The sequence below is a fragment of the Paraplanobispora siamensis genome, from assembly GCF_016863175.1.
In the GTDB taxonomy this organism is placed as follows: domain Bacteria; phylum Actinomycetota; class Actinomycetes; order Streptosporangiales; family Streptosporangiaceae; genus Planobispora; species Planobispora siamensis.
Window position 1 is genome coordinate 1 of record NZ_BOOJ01000046.1, and the last position, 25,918, is coordinate 25,918.

The window sequence follows — 25,918 nt, forward strand, 5'->3', positions numbered from 1 at the left end:
AAGGACACCGGCCGGAAGGACACCGGCCGGAAGGACACCGGCCGGAAGGACACCGGCCGGAAGGACACCGGCCGGAAGGACACCGGCCGGAAGGCCAGGGAGGGACGAGGCCGGGACGGAGCGGGACCCGGGGCCGGGACGGAGCGAAGCCCGGGACCGGGCCGGGATCGAGCCGGGCCCGGGACCGGGATCTGAGACGGCGCGGCCGTACGGACCGGTGGACCTGGGACGGCGGGGTCCGGGACGGGCGGCCGGGTCTGAGACAATGGGCCGCCCGCGGGGGCGCGGAGACGAGCGAGATGAGAGGCGCTGGCATGGCTCCTTCGGCACCGGACCGGCTCGACCTGCCGGTCGTGGGCGAGCGGCAGAGCCTGCGGGAGCAGGTCGCCCACGCGCTGCGAGCGGCTCTGATCACCGGGGAGATGCGCCCCGGCGTGGTCTACTCGGCGCCGGTGCTGGCCGCCCAGTTCGGCGTCTCCGCCACGCCCGTCCGCGAGGCGATGCTCGACCTGACCAAGGAGGGCCTGGTCGAGGCGGTCCGGAACAAGGGCTTCCGGGTCACCGAGCTGTCCGAGCGCGACCTGGACGAGCTCACCGAGATCCGCCAGCTGATCGAGGTGCCCACCGTGGCGCGGCTGGCCGACGCCTCCCGCGCGGAGAGCTTCGCGGAGCTGCGCCCGCTCGCCGAGCGGATCGTCGAGGCGGCGCAGGAGGGCGACCTGCTCGCCTACGTGGACGCCGACATCCGCTTCCACGTGGGCCTGCTGACGCTGGCGGGCAACGCCCGCCTGGTCGAGGTGGTGCGCGACCTGCGCGGCCGGGCCCGCCTGTACGGCCTGGCGGCCCTCTCCGAGCGGGGCGTGCTGGTCGACTCCGCCCGCGAGCACCTCGACCTGCTGGAGCGGTTGTCGGCCGGTGACACGGGCGGGTCGGAACGGGTGATGCGCGACCACATCCAGCACGTGCGGGGCATCTGGGCCGACCGCCCGGAATAGGCCGCCGCGGGCCCGGGCCCGCCGGGCTACGGGATCGCCGCGGGTGCGGAAGCGCCGCGGTTACGGGACCTCGGTGGTTACGGGACCTCGGTGGTTACGGGACCTCGGTGGTTGCGGGACCGCCGGGGGCGCGGGACCGCCGCGCGTGCGGGACGTCAGGCGCTGCTGCGGGTCGCGCCCACGCTGGCGACGACCACGCATCCGATGGCGGCCCACTCCTGCACCTGCAGCACCTCGCCGAGGACGACCAGGCCGACCAGCGCCGCCGCGGCGGGCTCCAGGCTCATCAGGATGCCGAACACCCGCTTGGGCATCCTGCGCAGCGCCTCCATCTCGATGCTGTAGGGGATGACGGACGACAGCAGCCCGACGCCCAGGCCGATCAGGAGCAGCTCGGGCCGGAGCAGGTCGGCCCCGCCCGAGCCGATGCCGACCGGGGCGATCAGCAGGCAGGCCACGATCATGGCGAAGGACACGCCCCCGGTCCCGGGGAAGCGCTGGCCCACGGCGGCCGACAGCAGGATGTAGCCCGCCCAGCAGGCCCCGGCGACCAGGGCGAAGCCGATCCCCAGCCAGCTGAGGCCGGAGGCCTGCCCCCAGGGCGCCAGCAGCGCGATGCCCGAGCCGGCCAGCACCACCCACAGCAGGTCCAGCCGCCGCCGCGAGGCGGCCACCGCCACGCCGAGCGGGCCCAGGAACTCGATCGCCACCGCGATCCCCATGGGCAGCCGGGCCAGCGCCTCGTAGAACGAGAGGTTCATCAGGCCGAGCGTCACGCCGAAGGCCACACCGATCCCCAGGTCGGCCCAGGTCAGCCCCTTCAGTCTGGGCCGGGCCACCACGCCCAGGATCAGCGCGCTCAGCGCGATCCGCAGGAAGACCACCGCGCTCGGCGGCAACTGCGCGAACAGGTCCTTGGCGAACCCGGCGCCGATCTGCACCGACAGGATGGCCAGCAGCACCAGACCGGACGGCGGGATGGCGTCGGAGGCGGCCCGCAGCAGGGATCCCGGCCGGGGCAGGCCCGGCTTGTACGGCTCGGCGGGGCCCGGCAGGGCGTCGGCGGTCACAGAGCTCTCCCTTAAGGTGCCAAATGCTTCAACGCACCTTACTAAAGCCCGGTGTCATTCCCAGCGGAACGTCCGTGATGCGAGAACGAGCGAGACGGCCGCCCAGAGGGCCAGGATCGCCGCGGCGGCGAGCGGGGCCCCCGCCTCGCCGCTCAGGACGGAGCGCAGCCCCCCGGCCAGCGCGGAGATCGGCAGCAGCCCCAGAACCGGTTCGACCGAGTCGGGGAAGGCCGACAGCGGGAAGACGATCCCGCCGCAGCCCAGCAGGACCAGGTAGACGAGGTTCGCCCCGGCCAGGGTGGCCTCCGCGCGCAGGGTGCCGGCCATCAGCAGCCCCAGCCCGCTGAAGGCGGCGGTGCCCAGCAGGATCAGCGGCAGCGCCAGCAGCGGGGAGCCGGCGGGCCGCCAGCCCAGCGCGAAGGCCACCCCGGCGATGAGCACCACCTGGACCAGTTCGACCGCGAGCACGGCCAGTGTCTTGGCCAGCATCAGGCCGCCGCGCGACAGCGGGGTCGCGCCCAGCCGCTTCAGCACGCCGTACCGGCGCTCGAAGCCGGTCGCGATGGCCTGACCGGTGAAGGCCGTGGACATTACCGCCAGCGCCAGCACGCCGGGGGCCACGAAGTCCACCCGGGCGCCGTCGCCGACGTCCACCAGCGGCGCCAGGGAGAAGCCGGTGAGCAGCAGCAGCGGGATGACCATGGTGAGCAGGAGCTGCTCGCCGTTGCGGAGCATGGCCCGGATCTCCGCGCCGGCCTGGGCGGCGACCATCCGGGACAGCGGCGCGGCGCCGGGGGCGGGGCTGAAGTCCAGCCCGGTCGTCGTGGTCATCGCAGCTCCCGGCCGGTCAGTTCGAGGAAGACGTCTTCCAGGGTGCGGCGCTCGATGCTGAGGTCGTCGGCCGTCACACCCTCGGCGGCGCACCAGGCGGTCACGGTCGCCAGCAGCTCGGGGCCGACCTGGCCCTCGATGATGTAGTGCCCCGAGGGCGACTCCTTGGCCGCGCTCCCCGCGGGCAGGGCGGTCAGCAGCTCGTCCAGGGCCAGTCCCGGCCGGGCGCGGAAGCGCAGCTGCCGCTCGGCGCCGGTGAGGGAGGAGGGGGTGCCCTCGGCCACCACCGTCCCGTGGTCGATGATCACCACGTGGTCCGACAGCTTCTCGGCCTCGTCCATGTGGTGGGTGGTCAGCACCACCGAGACCCCCGCCGCCCGCAGCTCGCCCACCAGCTCCCAGCAGGCGTGCCGGGCCTGCGGGTCCAGCCCGGCGGTCGGCTCGTCGAGGAAGACCAGCTCAGGGCGGCCGATGACGGCCCCGGCCAGCGAGACGCGCTGCTGCTGGCCGCCCGACAGCCTCCGGTACGGCGTGCGCGCGTGCGCGGCCATCCCCAGCCGTTCCAGCAGCGCGGCCGGGTCGAGCGGGGCGGCGTGGAAGCGGGACATCAGCCGCAGCCACTCCCCGCAGCGCATCGCCGGGGGCACGCCTCCGGCCTGCGGCATCACGCCCACCCGGGCTCGCAGCTCCGGCCGGGACGGGTCGAGCCCGAGCACGCTCACGCTGCCGCCGTCGGCGCGCCGGAACCCCTCGCAGATCTCGATGGTGGAGGTCTTGCCCGCTCCGTTGGGACCCAGGATGGCGGTGACGGCGCCGCGGCGGGCGCTGAGGGTCAGGCCGTCGATCGCGGTCGTTCGGCCGTATCTCTTGACCAGATCGATGATCTCGACGGCTGGGGAGTCCATGGCCACGAGTTTAAGGACTCCCCGGGCCGGTCCCGCTCGCACCCTCGCGCCCGGAGCCTCCCATGTCAGGTAAAAGCTTCCGGCTGGTCCCCTCAAATCCGTCGATCACCGCCGGTGGGCGGCGATCGCCGTATGTGACCCTGGGCGGGTCCCCGCTGTGACGCAAGGAGGTCCGGTATGCCCGAGCGCAGCGGTTACGCGTCCGGCACTCCGTGCTGGGTGGAGCTTTCGAGCACCGACGTCGCCCTGTCGGCCGGGTTCTACCGGGAGTTGTTCGGCTGGGAGGCGATGTTCGACTCCGACCCGGATCAGGGCGGGTACGGCAGGTTCACCTGCGAGGGCAGACTGGTGGCCGGGATCACACTCGCCGCCTGCCGGACCGTGCCCGCGATGTGGAACGTCTACATCGCCGTCGACGACGCCGCCGCCACGCTGGAGGAGGTGCGCGCGGCCGGGGGAGAGGTCGTCCTGGAGCCGATGCAGATCATGGACCGGGGCGTGATGGCCGCCTTCCAGGATCCGACGGGGGCCTTCCTGTCGATCTGGCAGCGGATGTCGGACTTCGGCGCGGAGGTCACCGTGGAGCCCGGGGCCTTCGGCTGGGTCGAGCTCTCCGCGCGCGACCCCGCCGTCGCCCTGTCCTTCTATCCGCGGGTCTTCGGCTGGGAGCCCAGGGAGCACGGCACCGGCCGCAGGCGCTACGTCGAGTGGTACCTGGGCGACCGCCGCGTCGCCGGCATGGCGCCGATGGGCCCGGACATCCCCGCCGACGTCCCCTCGCAGTGGAGGACGTACTTCGTCGTCGAGGACGCCGAGGCCACCGTGGCCAAGGTCCGGGAGCTGGGGGGCAAGGTCTTCACCGAGCCGCTGAGCACCTACGGCGGCCCGCTGGCGGTGCTGGCCGACCCGGAGTTCGCCGTCTTCGCGATCCTCCAGCTGGACCCGTCGCTCGTGCCCCCGTCCCAGCCGCCGCCGTCCTGAGGCCGTTTTCCGTGGCATCCGATTCCCAGGAATAAAGCGGACCTTATCCCTGTTACCGGCATTCGGCCCCTACGGGCTCTTGCCGCCCGTGGGGTCCCCTCGCGGGCGTCTGTCGTGTGCGAGGGATGGGAGACCGGGAATGACCGCGGCCGATGCCGTACCGGGACAGGCGGGACAGACCGCGGCACAGGGGGGCGTCGCCGTACCGGCACCGGCCCCGGCGGAGGCGGTCCCCGCCCCACCGGACGGGCGCCGCAGGACGATGCTCCTGCTCGTCCTGGGCGCGCTGTCGGCGATCGGCCCGCTCTCGATCGACATGTACCTGCCGGCCTTCCCCGCCATCGCCGGGGAGATGGACGCCGCCCAGGCGCAGGTGCAGCTCACGCTGACCGCCTGCCTCATCGGCGTCTCCGTCGGGCAGGTCGTCGCCGGCCCGCTCAGCGACGTGCGGGGACGCCGGATCCCCCTGATGATCGGCATCGTCGCCTACGCCGTGGCCTCGCTGCTGTGCGCGTTCTCCCCGTCGGTCTACGGGCTGATCGGCTTCCGCCTGCTGCAGGGCATCGCGGGCGGCGCCGCGCTGGTGATCGTCCGCGCGGTGGTCCGCGACCTGTACGAGGGCGCCGCCATCGCGCGCATCTTCGCCACCCTGATGCTGGTCAGCGGGCTCGCGCCGATCCTGGCCCCGATCCTCGGCGCCCAGCTGCTCGCCCACACCTCCTGGCGCGGGATCTTCGTCGCGCTGAGCGCCGGGGGACTGGTGCTGCTGACCGCCGCGCTGTCCGGGGTGCGCGAGACGCTCCCGGCGGACAGACGCGAGACCGGCGGGCTGAAGAGGACCCTGGTCACCTTCGGCCAGCTGCTGCGCAACCGGTCCTTCATGGCCAGCGCGCTCGCCGGCGGCCTGGGCTTCGCCGGCATGTTCGCCTACATCTCCGCCTCGCCGTTCGTCCTGCAGGAGGTGTACGGCGCCTCGCCGCAGACCTACTCGCTGGTGTTCGCGATCAACGCCTTCGGCCTGACGGTGACCGCCCAGATCGGCGGCCGGCTCGCCGGGCGCAGGGCGGAGCCGGCACGGCTGATCGTGATCGGCCTGGTGGCCTACGTGGCCGGGGCGGGCGGGCTGGTGGCGGCGGTGTTCCTCGGTCTGCCGCTCGCCACGCTGGTCGCGGCGCTGTTCGTGATGATGTGCGGGGCGGGCCTCGTGCTGCCGGGCTCGGGCGCGCTCGCGCTGGCCGGCCAGCCGCCGCAGGTCGCCGGGAGCGCCGCCGCGCTGCTTGGCGTGCTGCAGTTCGCGCTCGGCGCGCTCGCCGCCCCGCTGGTGGGGCTGGGCGACGGCTCGGCGGTGCCGATGGCCGCCGTCCTGGCCGGGTTCGCGGTGGCGGCCTTCGCGGCGTTCGCCGGGCTGGGAAGGTCCGTGCGGGCTGTTTCCCCAGCTTAGGTAAGGCTTACCTGCGTGACGAATCGCATTGGCAGAAAGGCTCACGGCGGTTTGGCAGCGGGGAAGTAATTACGCCACACTGATGTTGTGAAATACGTGACCGGGATGCGAGGCACCGAGGAGACCGCTGGCGTGCGGCCCTCCGGCGTGCTCGCCGAGAGCGGCACGCGCGCGCGTGTCGCCCGGCTCATCCTGGAACACGGACCGGTCACCGCCGCCGCTCTCGGCGAACGGCTCGGGCTCACCCCCGCCGCCGTCCGCCGTCATCTGGACGCGCTGCTCGCCGACGGGATGATCGAACCCCGTACGGCGCGCCCGCGCAGCCAGCGCGGGCGCGGAAGACCTGCCAAGATGTTCGCCATCACCGACGCCGGGCGCAGTGCCTTCGAGCACGCCTACGACGACCTCGCGGGCAGCGCGCTGCGCTTCCTGGCCGAGCGCGTGGGCGAGGAGGCCGTGGCCGAGTTCGCCCGCGAGCAGGTGTCCGGCCTCGTCGGCCGCCTGCGCCCCGGGATGGACGACGTCCCCGCCGACCAGCGGGTGCGCGTCCTGGCCGAGGCGCTGTCGGCCGACGGCTACGCCGCCTCGGCGAGCAAGGCCGGGGTCGGCGGCGAACAGCTGTGCCAGCACCACTGCCCGGTGGCGCACGTGGCCGCGGAGTTCCCGCAGCTGTGCGAGGCCGAGACGGAGGCGTTCGCGCAGATCCTCGGCACGCCCGTACAGCGGCTCGCGACCATCGCCCACGGCGACGGGGTGTGCACCACCCACGTGAGCCCGCCCCGTCATAGAACGATCGACGAATCGAGCAAGGAGACCGGAAGGTGACTGTCACCGACCGCCCGGAGCTGGAAGGCCTCGGGAATTACAAGTTCGGCTGGGCCGACTCGGACGCGGCAGGCGCGGCCGCCAAGCGTGGCCTGTCCGAAGAGGTCGTCCGCAACATCTCCGCGCTCAAGAACGAGCCGGAGTGGATGCTGGACCTGCGTCTGAAGGGCCTGCGTCTCTTCGGTAAGAAGCCCATGCCGAACTGGGGTTCCGACCTGTCCGGCATCGACTTCGACAACATCAAGTACTTCGTGCGCTCCACCGAGAAGCAGGCCGCTTCCTGGGACGAGCTGCCCGAGGACATCAAGAACACCTACGACAAGCTCGGCATCCCCGAGGCGGAGAAGCAGCGCCTGATCGCCGGCGTCGCCGCCCAGTACGAGTCCGAGGTCGTCTACCACAAGATCCGCGAGGACCTTGAGGAGAAGGGTGTCATCTTCGTCGACACCGACACCGGCCTGCGCGAGCACGAGGAGCTCTTCAAGGAGTACTTCGGCTCCGTCATCCCGGTCGGCGACAACAAGTTCGCCGCCCTCAACACCGCCGTGTGGTCCGGTGGCTCCTTCATCTACGTGCCGCCGAACGTCGAGGTCGAGATCCCGCTCCAGGCCTACTTCCGGATCAACACCGAGAACATGGGCCAGTTCGAGCGGACCCTGATCATCGTGGACGAGAACTCCTACGTCCACTACGTCGAGGGCTGCACCGCGCCGATCTACTCCTCCGACTCGCTGCACAGCGCGGTCGTCGAGATCATCGTGAAGAAGAACGCCCGCTGCCGTTACACGACCATCCAGAACTGGTCGAACAACGTCTACAACCTGGTCACCAAGCGCGCCGTGGCCTACGAGGGCGCGACCATGGAGTGGATCGACGGCAACATCGGCTCCAAGGTCACGATGAAGTACCCCGCCGTCTACCTGATGGGCGAGCACGCCAAGGGCGAGACGCTGAGCGTCGCCTTCGCCGGCGAGGGCCAGCACCAGGACGCCGGGGCCAAGATGGTCCACCTGGCGCCGAACACCAGCTCCACGGTCGTGTCCAAGTCCGTGGCCCGCGGCGGCGGCCGTACCTCCTACCGCGGCCTGGTCCAGATCGAGGAGGGCGCCCACGGCAGCGCCAGCACCGTCAAGTGCGACGCGCTCCTGGTCGACCAGATCAGCCGCTCGGACACCTACCCCTACGTCGACGTCCGCGAGGACGACGTCGCCATGGGGCACGAGGCGACCGTCTCCAAGGTCTCCGACGACCAGCTGTTCTACCTGATGAGCCGCGGCCTGGACGAGGACGAGGCGATGGCGATGATCGTGCGCGGCTTCGTCGAGCCGATCGCCCGCGAGCTCCCCATGGAGTACGCCCTCGAGCTGAACCGCCTGATCGAACTGCAGATGGAAGGGGCCGTCGGCTGATGGGTCTCGAAACCAAGCCCCTGTCGACCCTCCACGAGAAGGCCTCCTACGACCCGGCCGACTTCGACGTGCCCAACGGCCGCGAGGAGGAGTGGCGCTTCACCCCCCTGTCGCGCCTGAAGGGCCTGCACGACGGCGCCGCCGTCGTCTCCGGCGGCGGCGTGGCCGTCTCCGTCGAGGCGGCCCCCGAGGTCACCGTCGAGACGGTGGGCCGCGACGACCAGCGCATCGGCAAGGCCTACGTGCCCGCCGACCGGATCAGCGCCCAGGCCTACGCCGCCTTCGAGAAGGCCACCGTCGTCACGGTGCCGCGCGAGGCGGTCGCCTCCGCGCCGACGGTCCTCACCTTCGCCGGCGGCGGCGGGGTGGCCTACGGCCACACCGTGGTCAAGCTGGAGGCGATGGCCGAGGCCGTGGTCGTCCTGGACCACCGCGGCAGCGCGGTCTACGCCGACAACGTCGAGTTCGTCGTCGGCGACGGCGCCACCCTCAAGGTCGTCAGCCTGCAGGACTGGGCCGACGACGCGGTGCACGTCTCCCACCACCACGCCCAGCTCGGCAAGGACGCGACCTTCCGCAGCTTCGTGGTGACCCTCGGCGGCGACCTGGTACGGCTCTCGCCGTCGGTCTCCTACACCGCCCCGGGCGGCGACGCCGACCTGACCGGCCTGTACTTCGTGGACGCCGGCCAGCACCTGGAGCACCGCCTGCTGGTCGACCACTCCCAGCCCAACTGCCGCAGCAACGTCGTCTACAAGGGCGCGCTGCAGGGGGAGGGCGCCCACGCGGTCTGGATCGGCGACGTGATCATCCGGGTCGAGGCCGAGGGCACCGACACCTACGAGCTCAACCGCAACCTGCTGCTCACCGACGGCGCCCGCGCCGACTCGGTGCCGAACCTGGAGATCCTCACCGGCGAGGTCGCCGGGGCGGGTCACGCCAGCGCCTCGGGCCGTCTGGACGACGAGCACATCTTCTACCTGCAGGCGCGCGGCATCCCGTTCGAGGAGGCCCGGCGCCTGGTCATCCGGGGCTTCTTCGGCCAGCTCATCGAGAAGATCGAGGTGGAGGAGCTCCGTGAGCGGGTCATGGCCAAGGTCGAGGCGGAGCTCGCCGGATGACGTTCGAGAAGGCCTGCAAGCTCGCCGACATCCCCGACGGGGGCGTGATCGGCATCGAGGTCGGGGAGACCCCGATCGCCCTGGTCCGCCGGGGCGAGGAGGTCCACGCCCTGCACGACGTGTGCTCCCACGCCGAGGTCAGGCTCAGCGAGGGTGAGGTCTACGACGACACCCTGGAGTGCTGGCTGCACGGCTCGTGCTTCGACCTGCGATCGGGCAAGCCGACCGGCCCGCCCGCCAACAAGCCCGTCCCCGTTTACCGAGTGAAGATCGACGGCGATGACGTCCTCGTCTCGCTCTCGAAGGAGTCATAGTGTCAACTCTCGAGATCCGTGATCTCCAGGTCGCCGTCGAGGACAAGGAGATCCTGCGCGGCGTCAACCTGACCGTGAGGGCCGGCGAGACCCACGCCATCATGGGCCCCAACGGCTCGGGCAAGTCCACGCTCGCCTACGCGATCGCCGGCCACCCGAAGTACACCATCACCGGCGGCCAGGTCCTGCTCGACGGCGTCGACCTGCTGGAGCTCGGCGTGGACGAGCGCGCCCGCGCCGGCCTGTTCCTCGCCATGCAGTACCCGGTCGAGGTCCCCGGCGTCAGCGTCTCCAACTTCCTGCGCTCGGCGGTCACCGCCGTGCGCGGCGAGGCCCCCAAGCTCCGCGAGTTCGCCAAGGACCTCAAGGCCGGCATGGACGCCCTGTCCATCGACCCCGCCTTCGCCCAGCGCAACCTGAACGAGGGCTTCTCCGGCGGTGAGAAGAAGCGCCACGAGATCCTCCAGCTGGAGCTGCTCAAGCCGAAGATCGCCGTCCTCGACGAGACCGACTCCGGCCTGGACGTCGACGCCCTGCGCGTGGTCTCCGAGGGCATCAACCGCTTCCGCGCCACCGGTGAGACCGGCGTCCTGCTCATCACCCACTACACCCGCATCCTGCGCTACGTGAAGCCGGACTTCGTCCACGTCTTCGCCGGCGGCCGGATCGTGGAGGAGGGCGGCCCCGAGCTCGCCGACAAGCTGGAGGCCGAGGGCTACGAGGCATACACCAAGGCCTCTGCGTGATCTCAGGCGGGACGAGGGCGACGGACACGGGACGGGTGGAGTGATGAGCACGGAGCGAGCCCGACGCAGTGAGTGGAGCGGCCGGCTGAGGTACGAAGCCGTCCGCGAAGCGAATGAGGAGCGGTGAGCGACCGATGAGCACAGAGCGAGCCCGACGCAGTGAGTGGAGCAGCCGGCTGAGGTACGAAGCCGTCCGCGAAGCGAATGAGGAGCGGTGAGCGACCGATGAGCACAGAGTTCGACGTGGAGAGGATCAGGAAGGACTTCCCGGTCCTGTCCCGCGAGCTGCCCGGCGGCAGGCCGCTGGTCTATCTCGACTCGGGCAACTCATCGCAGAAGCCCACCCAGGTGATCGAGGTCATGCGCGAGCACCTGGCCAGCCACTACGCCAACGTCGGCCGCGCCATGCACGTGCTGGGCGCGGAGTCCACCGAGGCGTACGAGGCCGCCCGTGACAAGGTCGCCACGTTCGTCGGCGCTCCCGACCGCGACGAGATCGTCTTCACCAAGAACGCCTCCGAGGCGCTCAACCTGGTGGCCTACGCCTTCGGCAACCCCATCAACGAGGACCCCCGGTTCGTGATGGGGCCGGGCGACGAGATCGTCATCTCGGAGATGGAGCACCACTCCAACATCGTGCCGTGGCAGCTGCTGGCCCGCCGTACCGGCGCGACGCTGCGGTGGTTCTCCGTCACCGACGAGGGCCGGCTGGACCTGTCGAACCTCGACGAGCTGGTCACCGAGCGTACGAAGATCGTGTCGATCGCGCACCAGTCCAACGTGCTGGGCACCGTCAACCCGGTGGCCCGGGTGCTGGCCCGGGTCCGCCAGGTGGGCGCGCTGATGATGCTCGACGCCTCCCAGTCGGTCCCGCACAAGCCGGTGGACGTGGCGGCGCTGGGCGTGGACTTCCTGGCCTTCACCGGGCACAAGGCCGTCGGCCCCTCGGGCATCGGCGTGCTGTGGGCCCGCGGTGAGCTATTGTCGGCCATGCCCCCGTTCATGGGCGGCGGCGAGATGATCGAGGCGGTCTGGATGGACCGCTCGACCTACGCGCCCGCTCCGCACAAGTTCGAGGCCGGCACCCCGCCGATCGTCGAGGCCATCGGCCTCGGCGCCGCGGTGGAATATCTGTCCTCGATCGGCGTGGACGCCATCGCCGGCCACGAGCGCGAGCTGACCCGCTACGCGCTGGAGGCGCTGGGCGAGGTCCCGGGTCTGAAGGTGATCGGCCCGCGCGACCTCCAGGACCGGGGCGGTACGGTGTCCTTCACGCTGGAGGGGATCCACCCGCACGACGTCGGGCAGATCCTCGACGACGAGTTCGGTGTGGCCGTGCGCGTGGGGCACCACTGCGCCCGCCCGCTCCACCTGAGGTTCGGGATCCCCGCCACGACGCGGGCCTCCTTCTACCTCTACAACACCCCGGCCGAGATCGACGCCCTGGTCCGCGGCCTCCACCACGTGCGGAAGGTGTTCGCGTAGCGATGCCGGAGCAGCCGAGCCCACGAGTGAGCGCAATCCTATGATCGCCGAGTCGATGTACCAGGAACTGATCCTGGAGCACTACAAGCACCCGCAGGGGCGCGGACTGCGCGACCCCTTCGACAACGAGGTCCACCACGTCAACCCGACCTGCGGTGACGAGATCACCATGCGGGTGAAGGTCGGCGAGGGTGGCAAGGTCGAGGACGTCTCCTACGACGGGCAGGGCTGCTCGATCAGCCAGGCGGCGGCCTCGGTGCTGCACGAGCTGGCCACCGGTTCGACGGTGGAGGAGACGCTCTCCGTGGTGGAGGAGTTCACCCGGCTCATGCAGGGCAGGGGCAAGGTTGAGCCGGACGAGGAGATTCTCGGCGACGCGGTGGCGTTCGCCGGGGTCGCCAAGTTCCCGGCCCGGGTCAAGTGCGCGCTGCTCGCGTGGATGGCCTACAAGGACGCGGTTGTGAGGAGTGCATGATGAGCAAGCCCGTGGAGACGCCGACGTCGGCGTACGACGGGGAGACCACCCTCGATGAGGTCATGGAGGCCCTCAAGGACGTCGTCGACCCCGAACTCGGCATCAACGTCGTGGACCTGGGCCTGATCTACGGGGTCAACCTCGACCCCGCCGAGGCCGGGGCTCCGCCGATCGCCACCATCGACATGACCCTGACCAGCGCCGCCTGCCCGCTGACCGACGTCATCGAGGAGCAGGCGCACTCGGCCCTGGACGGCATGGTCTCCGATGTGAAGATCAACTGGGTCTGGCTCCCGCCGTGGGGCCCGGACAAGATCACTGACGAGGGGCGCGACCAGCTGCGGATGCTCGGTTTCAACGTCTGACCCTCGGCCGTTCCGGTACGGTTCGCGACCCGCGAGTTGCGAGCCGTACCGGGATGTGTGAGAAGATGCCCCCGTGCCGGGAAGAAACAACCGGCACGGAGCGTTGTCTCCAGATACGGGCAAGCGTCCGCCCCATGGCGTGGACGCCCCGGACCACCCGGCACTGCGAACGCCGGGAATGCTTGATCGTGGTTTGACTGCGTGCGGGTAAGATTGACCCGCCCCGTGCGGTGCGCCTCGACATGCACCGCACCACCGCCCCTCCTGCGGGCGTCGATCGAGCGCGGCTCCCCGCCGCGCGTTCCAGGCTCGTCCTTTCGCAGAAGTGACGTGCCACGTACTTCTATCGAAAGGCACGAATCTTCGTGACCATGCTCGACGCTGCCCTGCCCGAGAACACCGAATTCAGCGAGCTCGTCGACGTGCCCGCCGGCGTGTCCGAGTTCACGCTGCTCGGTCTGCCCAAGCCCCTCGTGGCCGGCCTCTCCCGTCAGGGCATCGACAGTCCCTTCCCCATCCAGCGCATCGCCATCCCCGACATCCTCGCCGGCCTCGACGTGCTCGGCCGCGGCCAGACCGGCTCCGGCAAGACCCTCGCCTTCGGCCTGCCCACCATGGCCCGCATCGCCGGCGTCAAGGCGGCCCCCGGCCGTCCCCGCGCCGTCATCCTGGTGCCGACCCGCGAGCTGGCCATGCAGGTCACCGACGCGCTCGAGCCGCTGGGCCGCGGCCTGTCGCTGCGCATGAAGACCGTCGTCGGCGGCATGTCCATGGGCCGCCAGATCGAGGCGCTGCGCCGCGGCGTCGAGATCGTCGTGGCCACCCCGGGCCGCCTGACCGACCTCATCCAGCAGGGCGAGTGCTCCCTGGAGGAGGTCCAGGTGACCGTCCTGGACGAGGCCGACCACATGTGCGACCTCGGCTTCTTCCCGGTCGTCAGCGCCCTGCTCCAGCAGACCCCGGCCGGCAGCCAGCGCCTGCTGTTCTCGGCCACCCTCGACGGTGACGTGGACAAGCTCGTCAAGCGCTTCCTGTCCGACCCGGTGACCCACTCCCTGGCCCCGGCGACCTCGCCGGTGGACACCATGGAGCACCACGTGCTGGAGGTCCACCGCGACGACAAGTTCCCGGTGACCGCCGAGATCGCCAACCGCGAGGGCCGGACGATCATCTTCGTCCGCACCCAGCACGGCGTGGACCGCCTGTGCAAGCAGCTGGCCCAGGTCGGCGTCAAGGCCGGCGGCCTGCACGGCGGCAAGCGCCAGAACCAGCGCACCCGCATCCTGGCCGAGTTCAAGGAAGGTGCGATCAACGTCCTGGTCTGCACCGACGTCGCGGCCCGCGGCATCCACGTCGACAACATCAGCCTCGTGCTGCACGTCGACCCGCCGCAGGACCACAAGAGCTACCTGCACCGCGGCGGCCGTACGGCCCGCGCCGGCGAGAAGGGCACCGTCATGACGCTGGTGCTCCCCAACGAGCGGCGCTCCACCGACGCGATGACCCGCCGCGCGGGCATCAAGCCGTTCCGCCTCAAGGCCATCCCGGGCCACCCCCGCCTGGAGGAGGTCGCCGGGGCGCGCACGCCCAGCGGCGAGCCGATCCCGGTCTGGGAGCCCTCGGCCCCGGTCACCAAGCAGCGCCAGCGCCGCGATGGCTTCGGCGGGGGCCGCGGCCCGCGCCGCTTCCGCGACCGTCACGGGGAGGGCCGCGAGCGCTCCTTCGGCGGCGACCGCGACGGCAACCGCGGTGAGCGTCCCTTCGGCGGCGAGCGGTCTTTCAACGGTGAGCGCGGTGAGCGGCCCTTCAACGGCGAGCGGTCCTTCGGCGGCCAGCGCGGCGAGCGCCACGACGGTCACCGCGGCGGTTCCAGCGTGAGCGACCTGCGCGGCCAGTACCGTCCCGACCGCCCGGCGGGTGAGCGCGGTTCCTTCCGCGGCGAGCGCCAGGGCGACGGCTACCGTGGCGAGAACCGCGGCTTCCGCGGTGAGCGCCAGGGCGGCCACCGCAGCGGCGAGCCGTTCCGCGCCGAGGGCCGTTCCGGCGGCTACCGTTCCGACCGCCCGGCGGGCGAGCGCGGTTCCTTCCGCGGCGAGCGCCAGGGCGACGGCTACCGTGGCGAGAACCGCGGCTTCCGCGGTGAGCGCCAGGGCGGCTACCGCAGCGGTGAGCGCTCCTTCGGCGACGACCGCCGTGGCGGCTACCGCGCCGAGGGCCGTTCCGAGGGCCGCGGCGACTTCCGGGGCGGCGAGCGCCGCTTCGAGGACCGCGGCGACCGTTCCGGCGGCGCCCGCTACGGCCGCTGACCTCTCCGTCGGCGCCCGCCACGGCGCCTGACGGTTCCGGCGGCGACCCTCTGGTCGCCGCCATCCCGACGAGCCCGCAGGGGCCGGTACGGCGTCCGCCGTACCGGCCCCTCGGCCGTTCCGGGATCTTGCCGATCTCGTTCAGCGGACGCGCGCGCACGCGTGTGCCCGGGGACGGTTAGGCTTGGCTGGCACATCCGACGACGCCGAGAGAGACCATGAAGACCTTCGAAGAGCTGTTCGCCGAGCTGTCCGACAAGGCGCGCACCCGGCCCGCGGGCTCGGGCACCGTGGCCGCGCTGGACGCCGGGGTCCATGCCATCGGCAAGAAGGTCGTGGAGGAGGCCGCCGAGAGCTGGATGGCGGCCGAGCACGAGTCGAACGAACGGGCCGCCGAGGAGATCTCCCAGCTCCTCTACCACGTGCAGGTCCTCATGATCGCCAAGGGCATCGGGCTGGACGAGGTCTACAAGCATCTGTGAGCCGGTGAGCCCGGCGCCCCCCCACAGATCCGACCGTCCACCTAAGGAACCTTCCCGCCATGCTGCGCATCGCCGTCCCCAACAAGGGGGCCCTGTCCGAGGGCGCCCAGACGATCCTCAAGGAAGCCGGATACCGCCCGCGCAGGGACAGCAAGGAGCTCGTGGTCGTCGACCCCGAGAACTCCTGCGAGCTGTTCTTCCTGCGTCCCAAGGACATCGCCGTCTACGTCGGCGAGGGCACCCTGGACGCCGGGATCACCGGCCGCGACATGCTCCGCGACTCCGGCGCCCGGGTCGAGGAGGTCCTGCCGCTCGGCTTCGGCCGCTCCACCTTCCGCTTCGCCGCCCCTCCCGGCGGCTTCACCGCCGTCGCCGACCTGAAGGGCAAGCGGATCGCCACCGCCTACGCCGGGCTGCTGGAGGACTACCTCGCCGAGCGGAGCGTCGAGGCCCGGGTGATCAAGCTGGACGGCGCGGTCGAGACCGCGGTCCGGCTGGGCGTGGCCGACGCGGTCGCCGACGTCGTGGAGACCGGCACCACCCTGCGCAACATGGGCCTGGAGGTGTTCGGCGAGCCGATCGCGCACTCCGAGGCCGTGCTGATCAAGCGGGTGGACACCGATGAGGACCTGGGGGTCAGGCAGCTCATCCGCCGCCTGCAGGGCGTCCTGGTGGCCCGCGACTACGTGATGATGGACTACGACATCCGCGCCGAGCGGATCGAGGAGGCCATCGCGCTCACCCCGGGCATGGAGGGTCCCACGGTCTCCCCGCTGCACCGCGAGGGCTGGGTGGCCGTACGGGCCATGGTGCCGCGCAAGGGCCACCAGCAGGTGATGGACCAGCTCTGGGAGATCGGCGCCAAGGCCATCCTGGTCACGGCCATCTTCGCCTGCCGCCTCTGACGCCGTTCCGGGCGGCCCGCCGGGCCGTCCCGGAGGGTCCGGCGGGCGGGCGCACGGGAGGCGCGCGGTTCTGTCGGGGGTGATCCCTAACGTGTGCCGCATGACGACTGCGGTGCATGGACACCCGGCCGGCGCAGGCGGCCGCGTGGGTGCCTGGGAGGGCGTGCGACAGGCCATCGGCACGGGTGACGCCTCCCTGGTGGCGGCCGAGGTGCTCCGGCTGGACGAGGCGGGGCGCAAGGAGGTGGCCCGCGAGCTGCCCGGCCACATCGCCGCCGCCCTGAAGGCCGCCCACGAGCGCCACGCCCGCCGTGAGGCCGAGGCCGATCAGGCCACGGAGCGGGCCGGGGAGGAGTACGTCCGGGCCGAGGCGGCCGGGGGCCGCCCTGCCGAGGAGGCACGTGAGTCGTGGTGGACGTGGGGGCGCTTCCATCACGAACACGAGAACCGCGTCGACTGGGGCGAGCGGGACGACTGGATCGAGCCCACGCGGGTCGCCGGGGCGGGCACGCTCAGCACGGCCGCCGCCGTCTCCACCTGGCTCGACCGGTGACGGCCACGGCGCCCCGCGCTCTGGGCGGGCGGGGCCGTACGGTGCCCGCTTTCTGACAAATGTCATGCCGAAGGCCGGATGCTCGACACTGAGGATCCGGCCCGGGCGCTCCTAGCGTTGGAGGCATGGAAGCAATCGCCTTCACCGACGTGAGCAAGAGCTACGGCGACGTCCTCGCCGTCGACGGGCTGGACCTGACCGTCCGGGCCGGTACGACCGTCGCCCTGCTCGGCCCCAACGGGGCGGGCAAGTCCACTTCCGTCGACATGCTGCTGGGCCTGCTGCGGCCGACCCGGGGCCGGGTGGAGGTCCTGGGGCGCCCGCCGGACGAGGCCGTGGCCCGGGGCGAGGTCGGCGCCATGCTGCAGAGCGGTGAGCTCATCCCCGAGCTCACCGTCCGGGAGACGGTGGACTTCGTCAGGAGGCTCTATCCCGACCCGCTGGACCCGGACGAGATCCTGACGATGGCCGATCTCACCGGCCTGGTGAAGCGGCGGGCCGGGAAGCTCTCGGGCGGGCAGGCCCAGCGGGTCAGGTTCGCCATGGCCGTCGCGGGCGCGCCCAGGCTGCTGCTGCTCGACGAGCCCACCGCCGCGATGGACGTGGAGTCGCGGCTGCGGTTCTGGGCGTGCATGCGCGACTACGCCGCGGGCGGCCGCACGGTGCTGTTCACCACCCACCATCTGGAGGAGGCCGAGGAGAACTCCGACAGAGTCGTCGTGATCGCCCGTGGCAGAGTCGTCGCCGACGGCACCGCGGCGGAGATCAAGGCGGGGACCGGCGGGCACGCCGTGCACTTCACCCTGGGCGGGCAGCCCGCGGCCGGCCTGGACGCCCTGCCCGGTGTCACGGCCGTCGAGATCCGGTCGGGCGCCGCCACGCTGCGGACCACCGACGCGGACGCCACCGTCGCCGCGCTCTACCGCGGCACCTCGCTGGAGGTCCGCGACCTGCGGATCGCCGGCGCCGACCTCGAAGAGGCCTTCCTCGCGCTGACCAGGGAGTCATGATGCCGTTCGGCTATCTCAGGATCGAGCTCTTGCGGATGCTGCGCAACAAGCGCTACATCATCTTCGTGGTCGCCTTCCCGGTGATCTTCTACATGATCAACGCGAACCTGTGGGGCGCTCAGACGACCGAGGGCGGAGTGAGGGCCGGCGTCTTCCTGATGGTCTCGATGGGCGCGTACGGCGCGCTGGCCGCCTCCATGATGAGCACCGCCGTACCGTGGGCGCAGGAGCGCCAGTCCGGCTGGCTGCGTCAGTTGCGGGTCACCCCGCTGCCGAACACGACGATCATCCTCACCAAGCTGGCCGCCGCGCTCCTGCTGGTGCTGCCGTCCCTGCTGCTGGTCGTCCTGGCCGCGGTGGTCACCCAGGGGGTGTCGCTGACGGCGGGCCAGTGGGCCGCGCTGATCCCGGCGATGTGGCTGGGCACGATCCCCTTCGCCGCGCTCGGGCTGGTCATCGGCTCACTGCTGCCGGTCGACACCGCCCAGCCGGTCGCCATGCTCAGCATGTTCGCCCTGGCCCTGCTGGGCGGGCTCTGGTTCCCCCCGGAGGCGATGCCGGCGACCATGAAGGACATCGCCGACGTCCTGCCCTCGTTCTCCTACGCCGACATCGGCTGGCACCTCGTCTCCGGCGAGGCCGTACCCCTGTCGGACGCCGTGACGGTCGTGATCTGGGCCGCGGTGCTGGGCGTGCTGGCGGTGCTCGGCTGCCGGCGGGCGGTGACCCGGGCGTGACAGGCCGGTGAGGAGCCGGATGAGACCGGTGAGGAGCCGGATGAGACCGGTGAGAAGCCCGATGCGAGACGTCGGACTCGCCAGGTTCGCCGCCTTCCGCGGAACGGACGACAGCCCGTCCCGCGGAAGGCGGCTGTTCTGGATGTCCACGGGCCTGATCTATCTCTGCTTCCCCGCGCTGGAGATCGTCACCGGGGGCATGACCGGCGCCCGCGCGGTGTGGGGCGCCCTGGGACTGGCCGGGTTCATCGCTCTCTACGTGAGCGTGGTGCTGGTCCAGCACGAGTTCGGGGAGCCCGCCCCGACGACCTACCTGCTGCTGACCCCCCTCACCCTCCTGGCCCTCGGCCTGGCCCTGGTCTTCGGCGGCAGCTGGCTGGCCCTGCCGGTCTACACCGTCGTCGTCTACAGCATGGCCCTGCGCCCGCGGGCGGCCGTTACGGGCGTGGTGGCGATGGGCGTGGCCGTCGCGCTCATCGGGGCGCTGAAGGACCACGACCCGGTCACCACCGTGATCTTCGTCATCCAGGTCTTCACCCTCGGCGGCCTGTTCATGGGCGTGCGCAACATCAGGCTGCTGGTGGTCAAGCTCCGCCGGGCACAGAGCGAGGTGGCCCGGCTGGCGGCGAGCGACGAGCGGCTGCGCATCGCCCAGGACCTGCACGACCTGCTGGGCCACAGCCTGTCGCTGATCGTCCTGAAGAGCGAGCTGGCCGGGCGGCTGGCGGAGGCAGGCTCCGACCGGGCCCTGGCGGAGATCCGCGACATCGAGTCCGTCGCCCGCAAGGCGCTGACGGAGGTGCGCGAGGCGGTCACCGGCTACCGGCGGCGCGAGCTGGCCCAGGAGCTGGACGGCGCCCGCGCCGCGCTGGAGGCGGCCGGGCTGCGGGTGCCGATCCGGCTGTCGGGGACGCCGCTGCCGCCGGAGGTGGACGGGCTGCTCGGCCGGGCGCTGCGGGAGGGGACCACCAACGTCATCCGGCACGCCCGCGCGACCCGCTGCGAGATCACCATAGGCTTCGACGGGACGGCCGGCGTCCTGGAGATGGTGGACGACGGCCGCGTGCGGGAGCCGTACGAACCCGGCAACGGGCTGAGCGGCCTGGCGGAGCGGGTGGAGGCGGCCGGCGGCACGGTGGAGAGCGGTCCGGCGCACCGCGGCGGATTCCGGCTGCGGGTGCGTGTGCCGGCGGGGACGGAGGCCGGGACATGACCTGGATGCGGGCCCGTGTGCCGATGCGGACGGAGTCGGGGGTGTGACCGGGCTATGGGTCCGCGTGCCGGGGGAGATGGAGGCGAGGGCGTGATCCGGGTCATCCTGGCCGAGGACCAGGCGATGGTCCGCGGCGCGCTGGCGTCGCTGATCGGTCTGGAGCCCGACATCGAGGTGGTGGGGGAGGCCGCCTCCGGGGCGCAGGCGCTGGAGGTGGCGCTGCGGGTCCGGCCGGACGTGGCCCTGCTGGACATCGAGATGCCCGGCGGCGACGGCATCGAGGCCGGGGAGCGGATCCTGCGGGAGCTGCCGGGGTGCCGGGTCGTGATCCTGACGACCTTCGGCCGCCCCGGCTATCTGCGCCGGGCGATGGAGGCGGGCGCGGCGGCCTTCCTGGTCAAGGACAGCCCGGCACGCGAGCTGGCCGCCGCCATCCGCCGCGTCCACGCGGGCGAGCGGGTGATCGACCCCGGGCTGGCCGCCGCGGCCCTCAGCGCGGGCCCGAACCCGCTGTCCCCCCGCGAGCGGGACGTCCTCGCCGCCGCCGTCGACGGCTCCACGATCGGTGACATCGCCCGGCGCCTGCACCTGTCGGAGGGCACGGTCCGCAACTATCTGTCCTCGGCCATCCGGAAGACCCACTCACGCAACCGCGTCGAGGCCGTCCAGCGGGCCCGGACCCAGGGCTGGCTCTGAAGGACCGGGATCAGGAGGAGAGGGCGGCGGCCTCTTCCTCCTCGATCTTCTGGTTCCACTCGCGCTTGGAGGACTGCCAGCCGTCCTCGTCGCGGCCGAGCCGCCAGTAGCCCGAGATGGACAGCTGGGAGAGCGGGATGCCGCGCTCGGTGCGCAGGTGGCGGCGGAGCGCCTTGACGAAGTTGGCCTCGCCGTGGACGAAGGCGTGCAGGGTCCCCGGCGGGAAGTCGAGCTCGCGGACGGCGGTGACCAGGGCCTCGCCGACCTGCGCGTCGCCGCGGTGCAGCCAGGTGATCTTGGCGTCGCCGGGGGTGTCGAGCCGCTGCTCCTCCTCGGGACCGGCCACCTCGACGAACACGAAGGCCGGCGCGCCGGAGGGCAGGCGCTCCAGGGACGCGGCGATGGCGGGCAGGGCGCTCTCGTCGCCCACCAGCAGGTGCCAGTCGGCCTCGGGGGAGGGCGCGTACGCGCCGCCGGGGCCGAAGAACCAGATCTCCTCGCCGGGCTGGACGCGCGCGGCCCACGGACCGGCCAGGCCGCTGTCGCCGTGGTGGACGAAGTCGAGGGTCAGCTCGGCCGCCTCCGGGTCCCAGGCGCGGACCGTGTAGGTCCGGGTGGTGGGCCACTGCTCGCGGGGCAGGTCGCGCTGGATCGCCTCCATGTCGAACGGCGCCGGATAGGTCACCCCGGCGGGCGGGAACAGGAGCTTGACGTAGTGGTCGGTGAACTCCCCGGCGCGCAGGCCACGGAGGTCCTCACCGCCGAGCACCACCCGGATCATGTGAGGAGTGAGCCGTTCGGTGCGGAGCACCTCGCCTCGGGTCGCCTTCCGCACGGGCCTGCCGTCTGCCATATGCCACTCCCCGCATCATCACAACTTAGGTATGCCTAAGTTGTAGCATACGGTCATTCGAGGGTCGCGACGGCCTTGATCACTCGGTCGACCTCCTCGGGCGTGGTGACGATCCCGGGACCGAAGCGGAGATACTGCTCCCGGTACGGCGTGACGCTCGCGATGATCCGGTGGCGTTCCCGCAGGCGCCGGGCGGCCAGACCGGCGTCCACGCCGACGATCGCGCAGCAGACGAGCCCGGCCGAGAGCCCGGCGTCCACGGGGGTGACCAGCCGCGCGTTCCGCAGCGCGGACAGCCCCTCCTTGAGCCGGGTGGCCTGTTCGGCGATCCGGGCGGCGACGCGGTCCTTGCCGATCGCCCGGTGGAAGGCGAAGGCCTCGTCGAGCGCCCAGCGGTGCTCGAAGCTGTGATAGCCGCCGGGCGTGCCGAGGACGCCGCCGGGTCCGGACGGGACGTGCCCGTCGATCCATCCGCTGAAGGCGGGCCCGGAGAAGCTGGGGATGACGGGGCGCACGGCGTCCCAGGCGCGGCCCCAGACGATGCCGGTGCCGCGCGGGCCGTACAGCCACTTGTGGGTCCCGCTGACCAGGAAGTCGCAGTCGAGGTCGCCGACGTCGTCGGCCAGCGCCCCGAACCCGTGCACGCCGTCCACGCACAGCAGCGCCCGGTCCTGCTCGTCCCTGGAGGCGTTGGCCTCGGCGAGCATGCGGGCGATCTCGCGGACGGGCAGCCGCACCCCGGTACCGGAGTGCACCCAGGTGACGGCGACCACCCGGGTCCTGGGGCCGAGCGCCTCCTTCAGCCGGGAGACGATCGCATCCGCCGAGGCGGTGGACGGCTCGTCGTACAGGCGCGCCCGGCGGACCCGCGCCCCGGTGCGCTCGGCCAGCAGCCGCAGGCTCTCGTGCGTGGCGTAGAAGTCGTGCTCGGTGGTCAGCACGTCCTGGCCCGGCAGCAGCCGCAGCCCGCCGTACAGCAGGCCCAGGCCCATGGTGGTGCTGTCGGTGAGCGCCACCTCGTCCGCCTCGCCGCCGAGATAGTCCGCGGCGGCCTGACGTACGGGCTCCTCCCGGTCGGGGCCGTTCAGATAGGCCGCGGTGTCGGCGTCCAGGCCGCGCCGGTGCTCCTCGACGGCCCGCCGTACCGGGGCGGGATGTGAGGCCAGCACGTAGGCGGCGAACTGGGCGTATCCCGGATCCAGGGCGAACTGGGCACGCACCGACTCCCAGCTCGCCGGGTCGAACGGTGGCGCGGACCCGTCGGCCCGGCCGGTGTCCGCGGTCGCGGGGCGGTCACCGGAACCGTCGGAGGTGCACCCGGCCAGCGCCGCCCCGGCGCCGGCGAGCAGGCCCGCGCCGAGCAGGGCCCTGCGCCCCACCGGGAGGTCGCGCTCTCGCATCGTGGCATGTCCCCCTGTCGCCCCTGCGGCCCTTTCTTGTGTGGCCCTTTCCTACATGGATCATGCGGGCCTGCCAAGGGAACGGTCGCCTATCCACGAATCTACAGCGTAAAGGCGGAGGCCTCCTTGACCGCAGCGGACAGCCAGACGGTCAGCCCGGTGAGGGCCGCGACGGCGATGACGATCAGTGCAGGTAAGTGCCAACCGGGGGAAAGCGGCCCGAGATCGGTATCGCCAGAGGGATGAAGCACGATTGCGTAAGTGCTCAGTACGGCCAGAGCGAGACTCATCAGGTAGGCCATGCCGACGGCCGTGCACAGCACGAGGCCGCCGACGGTGGATCGGCGGTTCGGCCGGCCCCCCAGCGCGGCGAGCACGGCCGCCTCGGCGGCGAGGATGAGGGCGACGGCGCCCACCCATCCCCTCGCCGATTCGATCGCCCCGTCCAGCCGGCCCGGCAGCAGGTCGTTCCAGCCCTCGTGCCCGGGGTCGAGCCCCGCCTGGGCGGCCGACCGGAGGGCGATCAGGGTCACTCCGGCGTACAGCAACGGCGCTGCCAGAGCGCACAGCAGGGCGGCCGGGCGTTTCGGGTGGCGCAGATCCGTGATCGATTAGACGGCCGACTCACACTGAGCGTTCCGCGACGGATCACCTCCAGGCGTCTGAGGCGGTGGTCGTCCTCAGATCGTCAGCGCCGCATCCCCGCCACCTGGCGGATCAGATCGGATACGCGGACGATGCCCATGCAGCGGCCGACCTCGTCGGTGACCACCAGGTCGTCGTAGACGCGCTCGTCGTCGCGCCCGGCGACCTGCATGGCGGCGATGGCCGGCGTCGTCCGGGGGACCGCGCGGACACTGTCGGCCAGGCGCACGGCCGGTTTCCTGCCGTGCAGGGCGTGGCCGAACCGGCTGGCGATGGACAGCAGGAAGCGGCTGCGGTCCAGGCTGCCCTTCGGCCGCTGGTACTCGTCGACCAGGACCACGCTGGAGATGGAGGGCTCGCTGCTGAAGACCTCGACGGCGTCCTCGGCGGTGGCCTCCTCGGGGAGCGTCACCGCGGGCAGCAGGAACTCCTGGACGCGCGGGCCGAGCAGGAGCTGGACCGGCTCGGGCTCGGCGACCGGCAACGGGACGTGGATCCGGCCGGAGGGGCCGGGGACCAGCAGCGGTCCCTGCGCCAGCCGTACCCCCCAGGAGCGGACGGCGGCGAGCTGGGCCTCCTGGGAGACGCCGGGGACGAGCACGTGGGCGCCCACGTTCACGGCGAGGGACACCATCGACTCGGCCAGCGCCGCGCGGCGCGCGTCGCGCGGGATCCGCGCCACGAGGCGGGGGGAGATCACCGCCAGGTACGGCGAGGCGTCGGTGAGCAGGTCCAGCGGGACGTGGGCGGTGCCCAGGTCGCCCACCGCGATGAGATAGCCGATGGCGCGCAGCCCGTCCAGCCCGATGAGCAGGGCCCGGCGGTCGGTCTCGGCGAACCCGCCCCTGATCATCAGGATGATCTCGCGGGGCCGCCGCCCCGACACGCGCAGCGCCTCGTGGAGCGGCGCCATCGCGGCCGAGCCGCTGATCACCGCGGCCGTGGGGAGGGGCAGGACCAGGGGCAGGGGGGTCTCGCTCCTGGAGAGGTTCGTGACGGTCGCGGCGAGGGCGACGACGTCTCCGTGGCCGGAGCCGCCCTCTCCCAGATCGCCGCCGACCGCCTGAAGCGCGATGACGCCCCCGGTGTCGAGGTCGACGATCGGCGCGATGCCCGCCACGGTGATCGGCGGCGCCGCCGCGGTGGCGCCGGAGCTCTCCGAGGGGGCGAACTGCGTATTGGTCGGCACGTACAGAGACAATGAGTCACACCTGGGGCGGATGTAAGGCACGTGCGGCGATGTTCACCGATATTTCTCCGCCTGTTGTCCCATTTTCACCTCCTTGTCTCCTGTTCGCCCGCGGGGCGACCCGGAGGGCGCATAAGCCCAGTAGGGTCCGGGTCATGACGTCACGACCGGCAGCGGGGGGAGGGCGCTGGGTCTCGGTGGGACCGGAGCGGCTCGGCCGCTGGATCGACGGCTTCGCGCAGCGGCACGGACCGATCGAGGTGACCGCCGCCGACGAGGTGGTGCGGATCGAGGGCGGCGACGGGGCGGTGGCCGAGATGCTGGTGCCCTTCCCGCCGCTGACTCCCGAGGGCGGCGGCCCGCTGGCCCGGTTGACCACCCACGCGCGCAGGGAGCGCCGGATCGGCGTGCTGCTGGTCCGGCTCGGCGGTCACGCAGCCGGGATCTTCCAGGGGGAGACGCTGCTCTCCTCCAAGGTCGGCTCGCGGCAGGTCCACGGCCGCAGCGCGGCGGGCGGGTGGTCGCAGCAGCGTTTCGCCCGGCGCAGGGAGAAGCAGGTCGGCCAGGCGCACGAGGCGGCGGCCGAGGTGGCGCTGCGGATCCTGGGCCCGCACGTGGCCGAGCTGGAGGCGGTGATCCTGGGCGGCGACCGGCGCGCGGTGGACGCGTTGCGGGCCGACCGCCGCCTCGCCCCGGTCTTCGCGCTGGAGGCCGAGCCCTTCCTGACGGTCCCCGACCCCCGCCTGACGGTGCTGACCGGCACCCCGGCGCAGTTCCGCGCGGTCAGGATAAAGGTCGTCGATCCCGGCTGATCATGGAAGGGAGCGGCGCGCGCGAGCCGTACACTGATCGGTATGCGCACTCCCGATTGACGCCGACCGCGACGGGGCGGGACGGCCGAGCCGAGAGCCGGGAGACACAGGACGCGGCGGGCTCGGTGGCAGCGACGTAGTGAGCCTGTGTATC

27 protein-coding genes are annotated in these 25,918 nt (G+C 72.1%); 20 read left to right on the forward strand and 7 right to left on the reverse strand.

The annotated features are described in order from the left end of the window. Nucleotides 1-314: 314 nt before the first annotated feature. Nucleotides 315-995 carry a GntR family transcriptional regulator gene (locus Psi01_RS26480; RefSeq protein ID WP_204066825.1) on the forward strand — a complete coding sequence of 227 codons (681 nt, stop codon included), beginning with the start codon at nucleotides 315-317 and terminating at the stop codon, nucleotides 993-995. Nucleotides 996-1,150: 155 nt separating this feature from the next. Here Psi01_RS26480 and Psi01_RS26485 read toward each other — a convergent pair whose 3' ends face one another. Genes Psi01_RS26485 through Psi01_RS26495 form a run of 3 tightly spaced genes read right to left on the reverse strand, consistent with a single transcriptional unit; the run spans nucleotide 1,151 to nucleotide 3,801 of the window. Continuing rightward, entirely contained in the window at nucleotides 1,151-2,065 is a 915-nt protein-coding gene (locus Psi01_RS26485; RefSeq protein ID WP_204066826.1) for an EamA family transporter, read from the reverse strand. A gap of 54 nt (nucleotides 2,066-2,119) precedes the next feature. Next, the gene (locus Psi01_RS26490) at nucleotides 2,120-2,896 is read right to left on the reverse strand and encodes an ABC transporter permease (protein ID WP_204066827.1); all 777 of its coding nucleotides are present in this window, start codon (nucleotides 2,894-2,896) and stop codon (nucleotides 2,120-2,122) included. Next, nucleotides 2,893-3,801 carry an ABC transporter ATP-binding protein gene (locus tag Psi01_RS26495; RefSeq protein ID WP_204066828.1) on the reverse strand — a complete coding sequence of 303 codons (909 nt, stop codon included), beginning with the start codon at nucleotides 3,799-3,801 and terminating at the stop codon, nucleotides 2,893-2,895. Before Psi01_RS26495 ends, Psi01_RS26490 begins: the two co-directional genes overlap by 4 nt. Before the next feature lie 177 nt (nucleotides 3,802-3,978). Here Psi01_RS26495 and Psi01_RS26500 point away from each other — a divergent pair, with 177 nt between their 5' ends. The 18 genes from Psi01_RS26500 (at nucleotide 3,979) to Psi01_RS26585 (ending at nucleotide 20,865) form a co-directional block, all read left to right on the forward strand. Beyond that, nucleotides 3,979-4,782, forward strand: a complete 804-nt coding sequence (locus Psi01_RS26500; RefSeq protein WP_204066829.1) for a VOC family protein — start codon at nucleotides 3,979-3,981, stop codon at nucleotides 4,780-4,782. 139 nt (nucleotides 4,783-4,921) lie between these two features. Further along, nucleotides 4,922-6,223, forward strand: a complete 1,302-nt coding sequence (locus Psi01_RS26505; RefSeq protein ID WP_204066830.1) for a multidrug effflux MFS transporter — start codon at nucleotides 4,922-4,924, stop codon at nucleotides 6,221-6,223. Between the two features lie 105 nt (nucleotides 6,224-6,328). Continuing rightward, on the forward strand, nucleotides 6,329-7,048 hold the full coding sequence (locus Psi01_RS26510; RefSeq protein ID WP_204066895.1) for a helix-turn-helix transcriptional regulator: 720 nt from the start codon (nucleotides 6,329-6,331) through the stop codon (nucleotides 7,046-7,048). Further along, a complete protein-coding gene (gene sufB, locus Psi01_RS26515) occupies nucleotides 7,045-8,457 on the forward strand; it encodes a Fe-S cluster assembly protein SufB (protein WP_204066831.1) in 1,413 nt (470 codons plus the stop codon). The genes Psi01_RS26510 and sufB overlap by 4 nt, the downstream gene beginning before the upstream one ends. Further along, on the forward strand, nucleotides 8,457-9,578 hold the full coding sequence (sufD, locus tag Psi01_RS26520; RefSeq protein ID WP_204066832.1) for a Fe-S cluster assembly protein SufD: 1,122 nt from the start codon (nucleotides 8,457-8,459) through the stop codon (nucleotides 9,576-9,578). The genes sufB and sufD overlap by 1 nt, the downstream gene beginning before the upstream one ends. Then, nucleotides 9,575-9,892 (forward strand): Rieske (2Fe-2S) protein, encoded by a 318-nt coding sequence (locus Psi01_RS26525; protein ID WP_204066833.1) that lies wholly within the window; start codon nucleotides 9,575-9,577, stop codon nucleotides 9,890-9,892. Before sufD ends, Psi01_RS26525 begins: the two co-directional genes overlap by 4 nt. After that, a complete protein-coding gene (gene sufC / locus Psi01_RS26530) occupies nucleotides 9,892-10,638 on the forward strand; it encodes a Fe-S cluster assembly ATPase SufC (protein ID WP_204066834.1) in 747 nt (248 codons plus the stop codon). Before Psi01_RS26525 ends, sufC begins: the two co-directional genes overlap by 1 nt. 225 nt (nucleotides 10,639-10,863) lie before the next feature. Further along, nucleotides 10,864-12,123, forward strand: a complete 1,260-nt coding sequence (locus tag Psi01_RS26535) for a cysteine desulfurase (protein WP_204066835.1) — start codon at nucleotides 10,864-10,866, stop codon at nucleotides 12,121-12,123. 40 nt (nucleotides 12,124-12,163) lie between these two features. Continuing rightward, a complete protein-coding gene (gene sufU / locus Psi01_RS26540; RefSeq protein WP_204066836.1) occupies nucleotides 12,164-12,598 on the forward strand; it encodes a Fe-S cluster assembly sulfur transfer protein SufU in 435 nt (144 codons plus the stop codon). Continuing rightward, nucleotides 12,598-12,963 carry a metal-sulfur cluster assembly factor gene (locus Psi01_RS26545; RefSeq protein ID WP_184941519.1) on the forward strand — a complete coding sequence of 122 codons (366 nt, stop codon included), beginning with the start codon at nucleotides 12,598-12,600 and terminating at the stop codon, nucleotides 12,961-12,963. Before sufU ends, Psi01_RS26545 begins: the two co-directional genes overlap by 1 nt. Nucleotides 12,964-13,334: 371 nt before the next feature. Next, entirely contained in the window at nucleotides 13,335-15,269 is a 1,935-nt protein-coding gene (locus Psi01_RS26550; RefSeq protein ID WP_204066837.1) for a DEAD/DEAH box helicase, read from the forward strand. Nucleotides 15,270-15,487: 218 nt separating this feature from the next. Continuing rightward, nucleotides 15,488-15,751 (forward strand): phosphoribosyl-ATP diphosphatase, encoded by a 264-nt coding sequence (locus Psi01_RS26555; protein ID WP_068924109.1) that lies wholly within the window; start codon nucleotides 15,488-15,490, stop codon nucleotides 15,749-15,751. Nucleotides 15,752-15,810: 59 nt separating this feature from the next. Next, nucleotides 15,811-16,656, forward strand: coding sequence for an ATP phosphoribosyltransferase (gene hisG, locus Psi01_RS26560; RefSeq protein ID WP_204066838.1), 846 nt, complete (start codon nucleotides 15,811-15,813; stop codon nucleotides 16,654-16,656). Nucleotides 16,657-16,756: 100 nt separating this feature from the next. Continuing rightward, entirely contained in the window at nucleotides 16,757-17,209 is a 453-nt protein-coding gene (locus tag Psi01_RS26565; protein ID WP_204066839.1) for a hypothetical protein, read from the forward strand. A gap of 125 nt (nucleotides 17,210-17,334) precedes the next feature. Next, nucleotides 17,335-18,219 (forward strand): ABC transporter ATP-binding protein, encoded by an 885-nt coding sequence (locus tag Psi01_RS26570; RefSeq protein WP_204066840.1) that lies wholly within the window; start codon nucleotides 17,335-17,337, stop codon nucleotides 18,217-18,219. Continuing rightward, nucleotides 18,216-18,956: an ABC transporter permease gene (locus Psi01_RS26575; RefSeq protein ID WP_204066841.1), complete on the forward strand. Its 741-nt coding sequence runs from the start codon at nucleotides 18,216-18,218 to the stop codon at nucleotides 18,954-18,956. Before Psi01_RS26570 ends, Psi01_RS26575 begins: the two co-directional genes overlap by 4 nt. A 61-nt stretch (nucleotides 18,957-19,017) precedes the next feature. Continuing rightward, nucleotides 19,018-20,169, forward strand: coding sequence for a sensor histidine kinase (locus Psi01_RS26580; protein WP_204066842.1), 1,152 nt, complete (start codon nucleotides 19,018-19,020; stop codon nucleotides 20,167-20,169). Between the two features lie 90 nt (nucleotides 20,170-20,259). Further along, the gene (locus tag Psi01_RS26585) at nucleotides 20,260-20,865 is read left to right on the forward strand and encodes a response regulator transcription factor (RefSeq protein WP_204066843.1); all 606 of its coding nucleotides are present in this window, start codon (nucleotides 20,260-20,262) and stop codon (nucleotides 20,863-20,865) included. Between the two features lie 10 nt (nucleotides 20,866-20,875). Here Psi01_RS26585 and Psi01_RS26590 read toward each other — a convergent pair whose 3' ends face one another. The 4 genes from Psi01_RS26590 to Psi01_RS26605 form a co-directional block, all read right to left on the reverse strand. Beyond that, complete coding sequence (locus tag Psi01_RS26590; protein WP_204066844.1) at nucleotides 20,876-21,718, reverse strand: siderophore-interacting protein; 843 nt, start codon at nucleotides 21,716-21,718, stop codon at nucleotides 20,876-20,878. Nucleotides 21,719-21,771: 53 nt separating this feature from the next. After that, a complete protein-coding gene (locus Psi01_RS26595; protein ID WP_204066845.1) occupies nucleotides 21,772-23,118 on the reverse strand; it encodes an aminotransferase class V-fold PLP-dependent enzyme in 1,347 nt (448 codons plus the stop codon). Between the two features lie 101 nt (nucleotides 23,119-23,219). After that, entirely contained in the window at nucleotides 23,220-23,651 is a 432-nt protein-coding gene (locus tag Psi01_RS26600; protein WP_204066846.1) for a hypothetical protein, read from the reverse strand. A 155-nt stretch (nucleotides 23,652-23,806) separates the two neighbouring features. Then, the gene (locus Psi01_RS26605; protein ID WP_239128037.1) at nucleotides 23,807-24,952 is read right to left on the reverse strand and encodes an EAL domain-containing protein; all 1,146 of its coding nucleotides are present in this window, start codon (nucleotides 24,950-24,952) and stop codon (nucleotides 23,807-23,809) included. Nucleotides 24,953-25,107: 155 nt separating this feature from the next. Here Psi01_RS26605 and Psi01_RS26610 point away from each other — a divergent pair, with 155 nt between their 5' ends. Then, complete coding sequence (locus Psi01_RS26610) at nucleotides 25,108-25,764, forward strand: acVLRF1 family peptidyl-tRNA hydrolase (RefSeq protein ID WP_204066847.1); 657 nt, start codon at nucleotides 25,108-25,110, stop codon at nucleotides 25,762-25,764. The last annotated feature ends 154 nt before the right edge of the window (nucleotides 25,765-25,918 follow it).